Source organism: Klebsiella sp. 2680, from assembly GCF_900198535.1.
In the GTDB taxonomy this organism is placed as follows: Bacteria; Pseudomonadota; Gammaproteobacteria; order Enterobacterales; family Enterobacteriaceae; genus Klebsiella; species Klebsiella indica.
The window spans coordinates 984,338-999,500 of the sequence record NZ_FZNJ01000002.1; the positions used below are offsets into that span (position 1 = coordinate 984,338).

The 15,163-nt window shown below is 53.1% G+C and carries 12 protein-coding genes; 4 read left to right on the top strand and 8 right to left on the bottom strand.

Annotation, left to right across the window (positions count from 1 at the left end; all coding sequences use genetic code 11):
* Positions 1-2 precede the first annotated feature (2 nt).
* The 4 genes from nuoC to FN037_RS11920 form a co-directional block, all read right to left on the bottom strand.
* Positions 3-1,811, bottom strand: coding sequence for an NADH-quinone oxidoreductase subunit C/D (gene nuoC / locus FN037_RS11900; RefSeq protein WP_138361370.1), 1,809 nt, complete (start codon positions 1,809-1,811; stop codon positions 3-5).
* 86 nt (positions 1,812-1,897) lie between these two features.
* Positions 1,898-2,572, bottom strand: a complete 675-nt coding sequence (nuoB, locus tag FN037_RS11905; protein ID WP_002913178.1) for an NADH-quinone oxidoreductase subunit NuoB — start codon at positions 2,570-2,572, stop codon at positions 1,898-1,900.
* A gap of 15 nt (positions 2,573-2,587) precedes the next feature.
* On the bottom strand, positions 2,588-3,034 hold the full coding sequence (gene nuoA, locus FN037_RS11910; RefSeq protein ID WP_138361371.1) for an NADH-quinone oxidoreductase subunit NuoA: 447 nt from the start codon (positions 3,032-3,034) through the stop codon (positions 2,588-2,590).
* Between the two features lie 606 nt (positions 3,035-3,640).
* Positions 3,641-4,615, bottom strand: a complete 975-nt coding sequence (locus FN037_RS11920) for a LysR family transcriptional regulator (RefSeq protein WP_142502322.1) — start codon at positions 4,613-4,615, stop codon at positions 3,641-3,643.
* 959 nt (positions 4,616-5,574) lie between these two features.
* Here FN037_RS11920 and alaA point away from each other — a divergent pair.
* Both alaA and yfbR read left to right on the top strand, forming a co-directional pair.
* Positions 5,575-6,792, top strand: a complete 1,218-nt coding sequence (gene alaA, locus FN037_RS11925) for an alanine transaminase AlaA (protein ID WP_138361374.1) — start codon at positions 5,575-5,577, stop codon at positions 6,790-6,792.
* 90 nt (positions 6,793-6,882) lie between these two features.
* Entirely contained in the window at positions 6,883-7,482 is a 600-nt protein-coding gene (gene yfbR / locus FN037_RS11930) for a 5'-deoxynucleotidase (protein ID WP_138361375.1), read from the top strand.
* 41 nt (positions 7,483-7,523) lie between these two features.
* On the opposite strand, the gene FN037_RS11935 is transcribed toward yfbR, so the two are convergent.
* The 4 genes from FN037_RS11935 to yfbV form a co-directional block, all read right to left on the bottom strand.
* A complete protein-coding gene (locus FN037_RS11935; protein WP_142502323.1) occupies positions 7,524-9,356 on the bottom strand; it encodes an SLC13 family permease in 1,833 nt (610 codons plus the stop codon).
* Between the two features lie 76 nt (positions 9,357-9,432).
* Positions 9,433-10,092 (bottom strand): sugar phosphatase, encoded by a 660-nt coding sequence (locus FN037_RS11940; RefSeq protein WP_142502324.1) that lies wholly within the window; start codon positions 10,090-10,092, stop codon positions 9,433-9,435.
* Between the two features lie 11 nt (positions 10,093-10,103).
* Entirely contained in the window at positions 10,104-10,598 is a 495-nt protein-coding gene (locus FN037_RS11945) for a YfbU family protein (RefSeq protein ID WP_138361378.1), read from the bottom strand.
* 85 nt (positions 10,599-10,683) lie between these two features.
* Positions 10,684-11,139, bottom strand: a complete 456-nt coding sequence (yfbV, locus tag FN037_RS11950; RefSeq protein ID WP_138361379.1) for a terminus macrodomain insulation protein YfbV — start codon at positions 11,137-11,139, stop codon at positions 10,684-10,686.
* Positions 11,140-11,478: 339 nt separating this feature from the next.
* Between yfbV and ackA the strand changes: the two genes are divergently transcribed.
* Together ackA and pta are read left to right on the top strand one after the other, a co-directional pair.
* Positions 11,479-12,681 (top strand): acetate kinase, encoded by a 1,203-nt coding sequence (gene ackA / locus FN037_RS11955; RefSeq protein ID WP_138361380.1) that lies wholly within the window; start codon positions 11,479-11,481, stop codon positions 12,679-12,681.
* 274 nt (positions 12,682-12,955) lie between these two features.
* Positions 12,956-15,097: a phosphate acetyltransferase gene (gene pta, locus FN037_RS11960; RefSeq protein ID WP_138361381.1), complete on the top strand. Its 2,142-nt coding sequence runs from the start codon at positions 12,956-12,958 to the stop codon at positions 15,095-15,097.
* Positions 15,098-15,163 lie beyond the last annotated feature (66 nt).

Sequence of the window (15,163 nt, forward strand, 5' to 3'; positions counted from 1 at the left end):
AATTAGCGGTCCACGTCTGACATTACAAAATCGATACTACCCAGATAGACGATCAGGTCGGATACCAGGCTGCCGCGAATGGCCGCCGGGATCTGCTGCAGGTGCGCATAGCTCGGCGTGCGGATACGGGTACGATAGCTCATGGTGCTGCCATCGCTGGTCAGGTAGTAACTGTTAATCCCTTTTGTCGCCTCTATCATCTGGAAGGATTCGTTGGCCGGCATCACCGGGCCCCAGGAAACCTGCAGGAAGTGCGTAATCAGGGTTTCGATATGCTGCAGCGTGCGCTCTTTCGGCGGCGGCGTGGTCAGCGGATGATCCGCTTTGAACGGGCCTTCCGGCATGTTGTCGAGGCACTGCTGGAGAATGCGCAGGCTCTGGCGCAGCTCTTCCACTTTCAGCATCACGCGGGTGTAGCAGTCGGAAACGCCGCCGCCGGTCGGGATTTCAAAGTCGAAGTTTTCATAGCCAGAATACGGACGCCATTTACGTACGTCGAAACCAATACCGGTAGCGCGCAGGCCAGCGCCGGTGGTGCCCCACTCCAGCGCTTCTTTTGCGGTGTAGGCGGCAACCCCTTTCGAACGGCCAATCAGGATCGTGTTACGCAGCGCGGCTTTCTCGTAAGCGTCCAGACGCTTCGGCATCCACTCCAGGAATTCACGCAGCAGACGATCCCAGCCGCGCGGCAGGTCGTGCGCGACGCCGCCGATACGGAACCAGGCCGGGTGCATACGGAAGCCGGTAATCGCTTCCACCAGGTCGTAAATTTTCTGGCGGTCAGTAAAGGCAAAGAACACCGGGGTCATCGCCCCGACGTCCTGAATAAAGGTAGAGATATACAGCAAGTGGCTGTTGATACGGAACAGTTCGGAAAGCATGACGCGAATCACGTTAACACGGTCCGGCACGGTGATCCCCGCCAGTTTTTCTACCGCCAGCACGTACGGCATTTCGTTAACGCAGCCGCCGAGGTATTCGATACGGTCGGTATACGGAATGTAGCTGTGCCATGACTGGCGCTCGCCCATTTTCTCCGCGCCGCGATGGTGGTAGCCAATGTCCGGTACGCAGTCGACGATCTCTTCGCCATCAAGTTGCAGGATAATGCGGAACGCGCCATGCGCGGAGGGGTGGTTCGGGCCGAGGTTAAGGAACATAAAGTCCTCGTTTTCGGTCCCGCGCTTCATGCCCCACTCTTCCGGCTTAAACGTCAGCGCTTCCATTTCCAGATCCTGTTTGGCTTTGGTCAGCTCAAACGGATCGAATTCGGTCGCGCGCGCCGGGTAGTCTTTGCGCAGCGGGTGGCCTTCCCAGGTCGGCGGCATCATGATGCGACGCAGGTTCGGGTGACCATCGAAGGTCACGCCAAACATCTCCCAGGTTTCCCGTTCATACCAGTTGGCGTTAGGGAACAGCCTGGTAAACGTCGGCAGATGCAAATCGTTTTCAGACAAGGCCACCTTGAGCATGATGTCGCGATTGCGCTCTATTGAGATCAGGTGGTAGAAAACAGAAAAATCCGCGGCGGGCAGGCCGTCACGGTGCGTGCGCAGTCGCTCGTCCATGCCGTGCAGGTCAAACAGCATTACGTAAGGTTTCGGTAATTTCTTCAGGAAATCACCCACCTCAAGCAGTTGTTCGCGCTTCACCCAAACGACCGGGACGCCGGTGCGGGTTGGCTGAACGGTAAAGGCATCCGGCCCAAAACGGTTGCGCAGTTCGCCAATCACCGGGTCATCAAGGTGATCGCGGGTTTGCCAGGCTGGTGCGGCGTCATGCGCGGTTAAATCGGTCATATTGTTCACCATTGCAAAAGGTCCGTGGTGACTGCTGGCGAGGCTTCGCGCTGTTGTAGATTGATTTGCGAAGTTGCTATCCCGCCCGCAGGCGCAAGTTAAATCTCGTCCGGCGTCCGCAGATTGGTCACTGCAATACGTTCGCCGCGTTTACGCTCACGTTCCGATTGCATATTGGCGCGGTAGACGCCCTGATCGCCAACCACCCACGAAAGCGGGCGACGTTCTTTACCAATGGATTCCTGTAGCAGCATCAGCGCCTGCATATAAGCCTCCGGACGCGGTGGACAGCCCGGGATATAAACATCAACCGGAATAAATTTATCCACGCCCTGCACAACGGAATAGATATCGTACATACCGCCGGAGTTGGCGCATGCGCCCATTGAGATAACCCACTTCGGCTCCAGCATCTGGTCATAAAGGCGCTGAATGACCGGGGCCATTTTGGTAAAGCAGGTCCCGGCCACCACCATCAGGTCCGCCTGACGCGGGGAGGCGCGCAATACTTCTGCGCCAAAACGCGCAACGTCATGCACCGCTGTGAATGACGTCACCATTTCCACGTAGCAGCAAGAAAGGCCAAAGTTGTAAGGCCAGATTGAGTTCTTACGGCCCCAGTTCACCATGTCATGCAACGCGTGTTCGAGTTTGCCCATATACACGCTTTTATTGACTTCTTGCTCCAGGGGGTCGGTTACGATCTCCTGTTTTTGCAGGGGGTAACGGTCGTTCTCACCGTTAGGATCGATGCGGGTGAGCGTATAATCCATCTTATTGCCTCGCTTTTACTGCGTATGACGGTTAGTGGGACTGCCTGTTTCCGGGTTAACCAGCGTGCGACGGGAACGCGCAGGCGTCCAGTCCAGTGCGCCGATACGAACGAGGTAAACCAGACCAGCCAGTAGCACTAAAATGAAAATGGCGGCTTCCACAAAGCCGACCCAGCCGCTTTCACGGATAGAAGTCGACCATGCGTAGAGATACAGGGCTTCCACGTCGAAGATGACAAAGAACATGGCTACCAGATAAAACTTCGCAGAAAGGCGTAAGCGAGCAGAACCAACGGAGTCGATCCCCGATTCAAACGGCGTGTTTTTGCTACGCGCCCGCGCGCGTCCGCCGAGGTACCAGCCGCCAACCAGCATCAGGCAGCACAGACCAATAGCAATAATGAGAAATATAGCGAATGCCCAATGATGAGCGATAACTTCAGTGGATGTTGACATACGCATTGCTTAACCAAAAAAGTGTAGCGCTAAAACCCTCTGCTCTTACCGGCAGATGAACGCCACAGCGTTTCACAGGGAGGAATAAAAAAATAGCCGTGCAAAAAGCGTCCTTGATTGTTGATGTGGAAGGCCAATTGCGGTGGCTTTTTACCCCTTTCGTTAACCTTTTGTCAACTTTAACAAAAGTTTTCACAACATTAATTTACATTGGATTCTTTTCATTAACATTAAATGCCCTTTTCTGCTAAGTAGCCTTGCATATCGAAGGGATTTAGTGCTGGTGAATCGTGTCCGTTTCCGCCGTAAATCAAAATTACCCGCCTATTTTGACAGGATTTAGCCACGATTCATCCCCCTAAGTAGGGGTATTTTCTTGATCTATGACACGGTTTTGTTAATTCAATCAAAAAAACGGCAACAAACTATCCGGTTTTTTAACATTAGCAGGAAGTATTAAACGTGCAGAAAAAATTGAGGCGAAACGATGAAAAGGAAGATTAACAGTATGATTTCAATCAAAAACAACCAATAAAACATGTAATTCATCAAAAAAAATTGAAAAAAAGAACCACTGCGTTCATTTCGCACATTTGTGGTTCTTTTTCGCACTTACATTTTGTTACCAGATTTCGTGCCTTTTGTCGGACTTTCCCCTTCATGAAACAGGGGATGATCTTCTCCCCCTTCCGGGGTATAAACGCGCTGCACAGACCACGGTTGATGTTCTGCGCTCAGTGACTGAAAAATGACGCGCGCCAACTCACTGACCTTCTGAGGATAACAGCTCAGCATATAGTGCGTGTCCGGCAGCCCGGGTAACCCTTCGCTCTTACCGGGCACCCGAAACTCTCTCCCCATCATCTCTACCGGTTGCGCGGTCACGCCAAGACCCGCTTTCACCGCCGCTTTCACGCCGGCGATTGAGGACGCCGCGTGGGCAAGATGCCAGGGGATCCGGGCGGCATTGAGGGCGGTAATCATTGCTTCACGGAGCGTGTCAGGCGTATCGGTCAGGACCAGCGGTACAGACTCGCCCTGTGGCAGGATATAATCGGCTGCGCAGTACCATAACGTTGGTGATGTACGTAACCTTATCTGTTCATAACCGCTTGTCTGCTGGGTGGTCAACGCAAGATCGATTGCCCCGTTCGCCAGCCTCTTTTCAACATCAACATGATTGAGCGCTTTGATTTCGAGAGTCAGCCTGGGATAAAAACTGCCGATTCGGTTCAACAAGAAAGGCAAAATAGTCTCCGCCGTCTCATCAGATGCGCCGATCGTGAGCGTTCCCTGCAAACTACCGAACATCAGCGACATGCAGGCTTCATCATTAAAACGCAGAATTTTCCGCGCGTATCCCAGTAGCTGAATGCCCTGTTCCGTCAGAAGTTTATTGCGCCCATGACGAGCAAAGAGCTCTTTTCCAACCAGCTGCTCCAGCCTCTGCATTTGCTGGCTTACTGCCGACTGGGTACGGCGTACTGCAGTAGCCGCAGCGGCAAATGTGTTGAGATCGGCGACAGCAACAAAGGTTCTTAACAGATCGAGGTCTAAATTTAGTATCGGGCGATTTTCATTTATCATATTGGCTTCACTTACAGGCGACTGAGCGCCTGGCCCATAGGGCTGTTTCACTTGCCATTTTGACTCGGACAGCGCTCAAACAAAATGCGTTCGATGTTGAACGCACACCAGTGCGGCCCTGAAGGTGAGCGAAGCGAATAATCCCACGTACGAGTATTACGTGTACGCTCCGGGCTCGAAACGCCGTCCGTGCCTGTATTGCTTTTGAAAGCACTCATCAGCCGCAAATGCACGGAATCGCTGAGTAATATTTTGTGATACACCCTGGCGCGTTTAATTACGCTGACGCCGTTTACTGTGACGCGGCGCAAAAATAACCCTCAACGCTCATCCTTTTACGCACCACAAACATCCAAACTGATGTCGGCACTCAACAACACAAACAAAAACCTGCAATAACAATATATTAATAATATCACAACCGCTGTCTGGCTTGCCTGGCATCAATATTAACGATGATATTCTAACCGAAAAAAACAATATTTATAAGCGTTATTAACTTGTCTTATCGCCCATTTTAAACACGATTCTACGCATTAATTAAATTAACAGCCGATAAAATTTTATTTGCATAAAATAAAAATTACTCATCGATTAAATGCTTTTATTAAAAATATCAGGCAAGCTTGTTACAAAGTCTTGTAGCCTGTGAATTAAACGTTTAGCAAAAAGAAGTGACTCTTTTACGTAAAAACAAACGGACACCCCTCAAGACAACAAACCATATAACTGTTCGAAAAAATTAAAAAAATCACAACATATGACCACAAACTAGCCATATAAAGGCATAATCCACAAACAAAACCAACAATCATCAGGAATATTGATTACTCCAAAAAAACAAAAACGACAAAATCTTCTCCTGTTAACCCTTCAAAATGACCGGGATGGGGAGTACATTATTTCGTGCTGACTTCCACGGCAGGGAGTGGCACTAACAGCTAAAAGGTCAAAGGTTCATGTCCCCCATCGAAAAATCCAGCAAATTAGATAACGTCTGTTACGATATCCGCGGCCCGGTTCTGAAAGAAGCGAAACGCCTTGAAGAAGAAGGCAACAAAGTCCTGAAGCTGAACATCGGCAACCCGGCGCCATTCGGCTTTGATGCCCCCGACGAAATCCTCGTTGACGTCATCCGTAATCTCCCCACCGCCCAGGGTTATAGCGACTCAAAGGGTCTATATTCCGCACGCAAGGCCATCATGCAACACTACCAGGCGCGTGGAATGCGAGATGTTACGGTCGAAGATATTTATATCGGCAACGGCGTTTCCGAACTGATCGTCCAGGCTATGCAGGCGCTGCTGAACAGCGGCGATGAAATGCTGGTGCCTGCGCCAGATTATCCCCTGTGGACTGCCGCCGTGGCGCTTTCCAGTGGCAAAGCGGTGCACTATCTTTGTGATGAATCTTCTGACTGGTTCCCGGACCTCGACGATATCCGCGCCAAAATCACCCCGCGCACCCGCGGTATCGTGATCATCAACCCGAATAACCCGACCGGCGCGGTGTACTCAAAAGAGTTGCTGATGGAGATCGTTGAGATCGCCCGTGAAAATAACCTGATTATTTTCGCCGATGAGATCTACGACAAGATCCTTTACGATGACGCGCAGCACCACTCAATTGCGCCGCTGGCGCCGGATCTGCTCACCGTGACCTTTAACGGCCTGTCAAAAACCTACCGCGTTGCCGGTTTCCGCCAGGGCTGGATGGTGCTTAACGGCCCGAAGAAACACGCAAAAGGTTATATCGAAGGCCTGGAGATGCTGGCCTCTATGCGCCTGTGCGCTAATGTCCCGGCCCAGCACGCGATTCAAACGGCCCTCGGCGGCTATCAGAGCATCAGTGAATTTATTGTACCTGGCGGTCGCCTGTACGAGCAGCGTAACCGCGCCTGGGAGTTGATCAACGAAATCCCCGGCGTCTCCTGCACCAGGCCGCAGGGCGCGCTGTATATGTTCCCGAAAATTGACGCGAAACGCTTTAATATCCATGACGACCAGAAGATGGTGCTCGATTTCCTGCTGCAGGAGAAAGTCCTGCTGGTTCAGGGCACCGCCTTTAACTGGCCATGGCCGGATCACGTGCGTATCGTCACCCTTCCTCGCGAAGACGAACTGGCAATGGCAATCACCCGCTTCGGGCGTTTCCTTTCCGGTTATCATCAGCTCTGATTTCGTCAGATCCGCCGCCGGGACTTGTTGCATCCGGCGGCATTCCCGGCGCACAATGGCTCCCGACGTTGTTACTGATTAAGGGTTCCTATGAGTCAGAGTCATTTTTTTGCCCACCTTTCCCGCCTGAAACTCATCAATCGCTGGCCGCTGATGCGCAATGTGCGCACAGAAAACGTATCCGAACACAGTTTGCAGGTCGCGATGGTGGCTCACGCACTGGCGGCGATTAAGAACCGAAAATTTGGCGGTCAGGTTAACGCCGAACGGATTACGCTGTTGGCGATGTACCACGATGCTTCGGAAGTCCTGACCGGCGATCTCCCTACCCCGGTGAAATATTTCAACTCGCAGATTGCTCAGGAGTACAAAGCCATTGAGAAAATCGCCCAGCAAAAGCTGGTCGATATGGTGCCTGACGAACTGCGGGATATTTTTGCTCCGCTAATTGACGAGCGTCACTATAGCGAAGAAGAGAAAGCGCTCGTTAAGCAAGCCGATGCGTTATGCGCCTATCTGAAATGCCTTGAAGAGCTGTCGGCGGGTAACAATGAGTTTTTGCTGGCCAAAAGCCGCCTTGAGAAAACGCTGGAATCACGCCGCAGCCCGGAGATGGACTATTTTATGCGAGTATTTGTACCAAGTTTCCATCTTTCGCTTGATGAAATCAGCCAGGATTCACCGCTGTGAATCCCAATTTCCCGGGCAGTATCAGCTGACCGGGAAACTCATCAGAACGGAAACAGTACCGGAATCAGCAGTACGCACACCACCATGACCAGTATAGTGAACGGTACGCCGATCTTCACAAAATCGCTGAATGTGTACTTACCGGGCCCCAACACCAGAGTATTCACCGGAGAAGATACCGGGGTCATAAACGCCGCCGATGCGGCCATCGCCACCACCATCGCAAAAGGATAAGGCGATACGTCCATCGACCTGGCCGCCGCCAGCGCAATGGGCGCCATCAACACCGCAGTCGCGGTATTTGAAATAAACAAACCTATCGCCGCACACATCACGAACAGGCATGCCAGCATCAGATAGGGACCTTTGCTGCCCGCCACGTCCATCAAACCTCTGACAACCAGGTCAACACCACCTGTTTTCTGCAACGCCAGCGCAAACGGCATCATCCCGACAATCAAAATAATACTCGGCCAGTGAATCGCTTTATACGCGCTCTCAGCATTAATACAGCGAAATTTGCCCATCAATAAACAGGCGATGATTGCCGCGATTGGATTGGGGATCTCGTCGGTAAGCATGAGTGCGACCATCAATACCAGGCAGAATATTGCATGTGGCGCCTGGCTGTGCGCAGGAGAGGCATCGTTGACTTCAATTGGCATATTCAACACCACGAAGTCGCGCCCTCGTTTAGCCAGTGCGGCAATCTGTCGCCAGTTGCCCACAACCAGCAGAATATCGCCGAGCTGTAGCGCTTCATCAATGACCGCGCCATCAATGGCCTTACCGTCTCGCTTTAAGCCCACGATATTGAGATCAAAACGGGTACGAAAGGCGATCTCACGTACCGTCTTGCCCACCAGTTCGGAATCCGGAATAAGGGAAACTTCCGCCATCCCCACATCCAGCGCCTGATCGGAAAAATATTCGCCTCGAAGCACCATGGGCTCCAGCATTTGCTCGCCGCAGAACTGGCGTAAATCCACGTCCGAAGCGGACATATCAATCAGCAGAACATCGCGGGCGCGGAATTCTGATACCCCATTAACGTTAACAATTACTCGCCGAAAGCGCCTCCAGCGCTCAACGCCGATAACGTTAGCCCCGTAACGTTCGCGAAGCTTCAGGTCATCCAGGCGCTGGCCAATCATCGGCGAACCGGGACGAATCGCCAGGCGGCGCGCCCTGCCTGTCAGATGGTAATCCTTGATTAAATCACGAAAAGTGCTCCGTTTACGGCCGTCGCGCACCTGCTCGCCCTCTTCTCCTTTCAGCATAAAGCGCATTACCAGCATATAGAGAATGCCCAGCACCAGTACCACCAGGCCGATTGGCGTCACGCTGAAAAAGCCGAATCCCTGCAACCCTTCACGCAACATCTCACTATTGACCACCAGGTTAGGCGGCGTGGCGACCAGCGTCATCATCCCGCTAATCAGCCCGGCGAAGCTGAGCGGCATCATCAACCGCGAAGGCGAGGTATTCATGCGCATTGAAACGCTAAGCACCACCGGGATAAAAATGGCTACCACGCCCGTCGAACTCATAAAGGCGCCCAGCCCGGCGACGGTCAGCATTAAAAAAACCAGCATTTTTGTTTCGCTGTTACCGGCCACCTTCACCAGCCAGGCCCCCATTTTGCTGGCGACTCCGGTGCGTACCAGACCATCGCCGATGATAAACAGCGCGGCGATAAGGATAACGTTGGGATCGCTAAACCCCGAGAAAGCCTCGCTAAGGGTTAGCGTATTGCTGAGGATAAAAGCGACAATCACCAACAATGCGATAGCGTCCATGCGTACTTTCCCGGTGGCAAAGAGCACGACGGCTACGGCAAGCAGAGATAACACCCAGATCAATTCACCGTTCACAACTTATCCTTGTCCGAAAATAGAGTCGAAAGTTTGGCATAAAAATGCCCCGTCAACGCGGGGCCAAATCATGAGATTAGTCTTTTAGAATAACATTCACATTGCCGTCAGGAAGACGCTCGATCGCCAGGCTCTCAAGCGTCGTTAGCACCAGATCCGCTTCATCAAGACGCGGCGCGTCGGCGGGGACATTCACCGCAATCGTACGGCAACCCGCAGCCAGACCGGAGAGCAGCCCGGCGGGGGCATCTTCCACAACGGCGCACTGTTCCGCCGCCAGACCCAACAATTCAGCGCCCAGCAGATAAGCGTCCGGCGCGGGTTTTCCATGCTTCACGCACTCAGCGGTGACAAAAACGTTGGCGTCTGGCAGACCTGCCGCACGATGGCGGGCATGGGCGACAGGTATCGAACCTGAAGTCACAATTGCCCAGGGAATGCCTGCTTTGTCCAGAGTATTGAGCAATGCGATCGCTCCGGGCAGCGCCGTAACGCCATCAGTATCCGTCGCTTCGACCTTTTCCAGCCAGGCAAACTCAGCCTGAATCTCCTCTTCGCTACGCCCCGGGAGAAAATGACGCAGCGACGTTATCGCCTGTTTGCCATGAATGAAGCTCAGCACGTCATGGTGGGCAATGCCGAATCGATCCGCCCACCGACACCAGGAACGCTCTACCACCGGCAACGAATTAACCAATGTCCCGTCAAGATCAAACAGGAACCCCTTACACTGCACGGCAACCTCCATCAGGCATTGATGATTTGATTAATTTCATTACTGCTTAAGTGATACTGACGTGGGCAAGCGTGCCAGGTACTCAGCATACGCTGGTATTTTTCCCACATTGGCGTCTGGGAGTTGAAGCCATGCGTCCCGGCATCAAAATGGCTGTAGCGCCCTTCAACATTAACCATAAAACGCACATATCCGAGATAGCGCGCTTCGGTGGCCACATCAAAGCCAAGGAAAGTTACCCGACGCTCATCAATGCCACTGGCGTCCTTCAGGTTAGTCCAGGAGACATTCAGCGCATGATACATCTCCATAATATCAATGATGGTACGGCAAGTTTCCTCGGTAAGCTGGCCAAACTCGCGATCAAGCTCGCGCATCTGCAACCCATATCCACGCTCAATGATGGTCTGTAGACGGCGGTAACGCTCGGCGTTGTCCGGGTCGAGCATCGTCATCATCTTGTACTGATTCGACAAAATCAGACGTTGCGCATTGGTCATTTCCATTTTTGACTCCTGTAGCACTTTACGGCGTGAAAAAAGAAGGCGCATAAATTATGCGCCTTCTTTTATATGCGTTTTCCTGATCCAATTACAAATCATCAAGGAAAGTTTTATCCAGTTGTTTGAAGGCACGCTTAAGCGTGTCAGCTAAAGCCTGATAATCAGGCTTACCATCGACAGGCGTCAGCGCCTGACCCGCCTCTTGCAATTTAACCCGCACTTCGTAAAACCAGTTCAGCACCGACGGCGGCAAAGGGGTGACCGAACGCTTACCAAGCCACCATAACCCCTGCATCGGCAGGCTCAATGCGAACAGCGCGGTAGCCACCGCCGGCCCCAACTGGCCGCCGAGCGCAATTTGCCAGCACAGCGTGAAAACCGCTACCGGCGGCATAATGCGGATCGCATAGCGAGTCGCGCGAATAATGCGATTTTCGATAAATACCGGGGCAAGGCGTTTATCCAGAGGCCAGGTCTTTGCATAGTGCTGCCCGTGGCGAAACAGACCAAAAAAACTCACAGGGCGTTTCTCAGAACCAGACATGACTCACCTCAACTTTACATGTAAAACTTAAAAAATTTGTGCAAAACACCAACTATGCATGACAACGTTCAAAAGATTTTGGCAATGGATGCGTCAATCAGGTATTCTGTGCGCACCTGAAGGGGCGGTTAGACCCTTTTACCAGGTTAGTAAAATTATCGCATATTCTGCCATTGGCTGAAAATCAGGCAAATGGCATAAAATCAAATGTACTTCTCTCATCGTGCCCTAAAACAGTACAAGGCATGATGTTAATCATAAATGTCGATGTCATCCTGCGCTACGCTTTGTGACATTCTGACGTTTTTTTTAGCCACGTATCATCATAAAGGTACTTCCATGTCGAGTAAGTTAGTACTGGTTCTGAACTGCGGTAGCTCCTCACTAAAATTTGCTATCCTTGACGCCCTCAACGGCGACGAATACCTGTCCGGTTTAGCCGAATGCTTCCATCTCCCGGAAGCGCGTATCAAATGGAAAATGGACGGCAGCAAACAAGAGGCTGATTTAGGCGCTGGCGCCGCTCACAGTGAAGCGCTTAACTTTATCGTTAACACTATTCTGGCACAAAAACCAGAGCTGTCTGCGCAGTTGACCGCAATTGGCCATCGCATCGTTCATGGCGGCGAGAAATACACCCGTTCCGTCGTGATCGATGACTCCGTCATTCAGGGGATCAAAGACGCCGCGTCTTTCGCTCCGCTGCATAACCCGGCGCACCTGATCGGTATTGCGGAAGCGCTGAAGTCATTCCCGCACCTGAAAGAGAAAAACGTTGCCGTATTCGACACCGCTTTCCATCAGACGATGCCGGAAGAGTCTTACCTCTACGCCCTGCCGTACAGCCTGTACAAAGAACACGGCATACGCCGCTACGGCGCACACGGCACCAGCCACTTTTATGTGACTCAGGAAGCCGCGAAAGTTCTGAACAAACCGGTTGAAACGCTGAATATCATCACCTGCCACCTGGGTAACGGAGGCTCTGTTTCCGCTATTCGTAACGGGAAATGCGTTGATACCTCCATGGGGCTGACCCCGCTGGAAGGTCTGGTTATGGGAACCCGTTCAGGCGATATCGACCCGGCAATCATTTTCCATCTGCACGATACGCTGGGCATGAGCGTTGACGCGATCAACAAAATGCTGACTAAAGAGTCCGGCCTGCTCGGTCTGACCGAAGTCACCAGCGACTGCCGCTATGTTGAAGACAACTATCAGGAAAAAGCGGATGCTCGCCGTGCAATGGACGTTTACTGTCATCGTCTGGCAAAATACATCGGTTCCTACACCGCGCTAATGGAAGGTCGTCTCGACGCGGTTGTGTTTACCGGTGGTATCGGCGAAAACGCGGCGATGGTTCGCGAGCTGTCCCTCGGCAAACTTGGCGTACTGGGCTTCGAAGTTGATCACGAACGTAACCTGGCCGCCCGTTTCGGCAAATCTGGCTTCATCAACAAAGAAGGCACTCGCCCGGCCGTTGTCATTCCGACTAACGAAGAACTGGTTATCGCGCAAGACGCCCACCGTCTGACCGCCTGATTCCACACCGCCAGCTATAACCCTAAATAATTCGAGTTGCAGGAAGGCGGCGACGCAGAGAATCCCCAGGAGCGTACGAGTAGTACGTGACTGGGGTGAGCGACAAATCTGTCCGGAACAGATTTGAACGCCGTGTAGCGGCGACCCGTAAGGGAGAGGCTCATGGATGAGCCGAGTAACAAAGCCAACGCACATGTAACTTGAGTATGACGGGAAGCTGGTGGTGTAGTTTTGTATCCCGCCTGATACTGGCGGTAACGAAAGAGGATATATCGTGTCCCGTACAATCATGCTAATCCCTACCGGAACCAGCGTAGGCCTGACCAGCGTCAGCCTCGGTGTTATCCGTGCCATGGAACGTAAGGGCGTTCGTCTGAGCGTCTTTAAACCAATCGCGCAACCACGTGCCGGTGGCGATGCGCCTGACCAGACGACAACCATCATTCGCGCGAACTCCGACCTTCCGGCCGCAGAACCGTTGAAAATGAGCCACGTCGAGTCCTTGCTCTCCAGCAATCAGAAAGACGTGCTGATGGAAGAGATCATCGCCAACTACCACGCCAACGCTCAGGACGCGGAAGTGGTGCTGGTTGAAGGTCTGGTGCCAACCCGCAAACACCAGTTTGCCCAGTCGCTGAACTACGAAATCGCCAAAACGCTGAATGCGGAAATCGTCTTCGTGATGTCCCAGGGCACCGATACGCAGGAACAACTGAAAGAGCGCGTTGAGCTGACTCGTAGCGGTTTCGGCGGCGCAAAAAACACCAGTATTACCGGGGTTATCGTCAACAAACTGAACGCGCCGGTTGACGAACAGGGCCGCACTCGTCCTGACCTGTCGGAAATCTTCGATGACTCTTCCAAAGCAAAAGTCGTGAAGATCGATCCCGCTCAGTTGCAAAGCGGGAGTTCATTGCCGGTTCTGGGCGCAGTGCCGTGGAGCTTTGATCTGATCGCCACCCGTGCGATCGATATGGCTCATCACCTGAATGCCACCATCATCAACGAAGGCGATATCAATACCCGTCGCGTGAAGTCAGTCACTTTCTGTGCGCGTAGTATCCCGCACATGCTGGAGCACTTCCGCGCCGGCTCTCTGCTGGTGACCTCCGCTGACCGTCCTGACGTGCTGGTCGCCGCCTGCCTGGCGGCGATGAATGGTGTGGAAATCGGCGCAATCTTGCTGACCGGCGGCTACGAAATGGACGCGCGCATCAGCAAATTGTGCGAGCGCGCATTTGCTACCGGCCTGCCGGTATTCATGGTCAATACCAATACCTGGCAGACCTCTCTGAGCCTGCAGAGTTTCAATCTGGAAGTACCAGTTGACGATCACGAGCGTATCGAGAAAGTTCAGGAGTACGTAGCTAACTATATCAATGCCGACTGGATTGAATCCCTGACCGCCACCTCCGAGCGCAGCCGTCGTCTCTCCCCGCCCGCCTTCCGTTATCAGCTCACTGAGCTGGCGCGTAAAGCAGGCAAGCGCGTTGTTCTGCCGGAAGGTAACGAACCGCGCACCGTTAAAGCCGCGGCGATCTGCGCCGAGCGCGGTATCGCAACCTGCGTGCTGCTGGGTAACCCGGATGAGATCACCCGTGTTGCCGCCTCTCAGGGCGTTGAACTGGGTACCGGTATCGAAATCGTCGACCCGGAAGTGGTGCGCGAAAGCTATGTTGCCCGCCTGGTCGAACTGCGTAAGAACAAGGGCATGACTGAAGCCGTCGCCCGTGAGCAACTGGAAGATAACGTGGTTCTCGGCACGCTGATGCTGGAACAGGACGAAGTTGATGGTCTGGTATCCGGCGCGGTGCATACCACCGCCAACACCATTCGTCCGCCGCTGCAGTTGATCAAAACCGCACCGGGTAGTTCTCTGGTCTCCTCCGTGTTCTTCATGCTGTTGCCAGAACAGGTTTACGTTTACGGCGACTGTGCGATCAACCCGGATCCGACCGCTGAGCAACTGGCTGAAATCGCAATCCAGTCCGCAGACTCTGCCGCTGCCTTCGGCATTGAGCCGCGCGTGGCGATGCTTTCCTACTCTACGGGTACCTCTGGTGCAGGTAGCGATGTAGAGAAAGTACGTGAAGCGACACGCCTGGCGCAGGAAAAACGTCCTGATCTGATGATCGACGGTCCGCTGCAGTATGATGCTGCGGTTATGGCTGACGTCGCGAAATCCAAAGCGCCGAACTCTCCGGTTGCCGGTCGCGCTACCGTGTTCATCTTCCCGGATCTGAACACCGGTAACACCACTTATAAAGCCGTACAGCGTTCTGCCGACCTGATCTCCATCGGGCCAATGCTGCAGGGGATGCGTAAGCCGGTGAACGACCTGTCCCGCGGCGCGCTGGTTGACGATATCGTCTACACCATCGCCCTGACCGCGATTCAGTCTGCTCAGCAGCAGTAAGCTAAAAGACCCGGCTGCAGCGCTGACCGGGTCTATCGTTTTACAGGCCGAATTCGCGAAACGCGA

Excerpts from the sequence above, each read along its gene's own strand:
- nuoC (WP_138361370.1), bottom strand. The coding sequence starts at position 1,811 with ATGGTGAACAATATGACCGATTTAACCGCGCATGACGCCGCACCAGCC.
- nuoB (WP_002913178.1), bottom strand. The coding sequence starts at position 2,572 with ATGGATTATACGCTCACCCGCATCGATCCTAACGGTGAGAACGACCGT.
- nuoA (WP_138361371.1), bottom strand. The coding sequence starts at position 3,034 with ATGCGTATGTCAACATCCACTGAAGTTATCGCTCATCATTGGGCATTC.
- FN037_RS11920 (WP_142502322.1), bottom strand. The coding sequence starts at position 4,615 with ATGATAAATGAAAATCGCCCGATACTAAATTTAGACCTCGATCTGTTA.
- alaA (WP_138361374.1), top strand. The coding sequence starts at position 5,575 with ATGTCCCCCATCGAAAAATCCAGCAAATTAGATAACGTCTGTTACGAT.
- yfbR (WP_138361375.1), top strand. The coding sequence starts at position 6,883 with ATGAGTCAGAGTCATTTTTTTGCCCACCTTTCCCGCCTGAAACTCATC.
- FN037_RS11945 (WP_138361378.1), bottom strand. The coding sequence starts at position 10,598 with ATGGAAATGACCAATGCGCAACGTCTGATTTTGTCGAATCAGTACAAG.
- yfbV (WP_138361379.1), bottom strand. The coding sequence starts at position 11,139 with ATGTCTGGTTCTGAGAAACGCCCTGTGAGTTTTTTTGGTCTGTTTCGC.
- ackA (WP_138361380.1), top strand. The coding sequence starts at position 11,479 with ATGTCGAGTAAGTTAGTACTGGTTCTGAACTGCGGTAGCTCCTCACTA.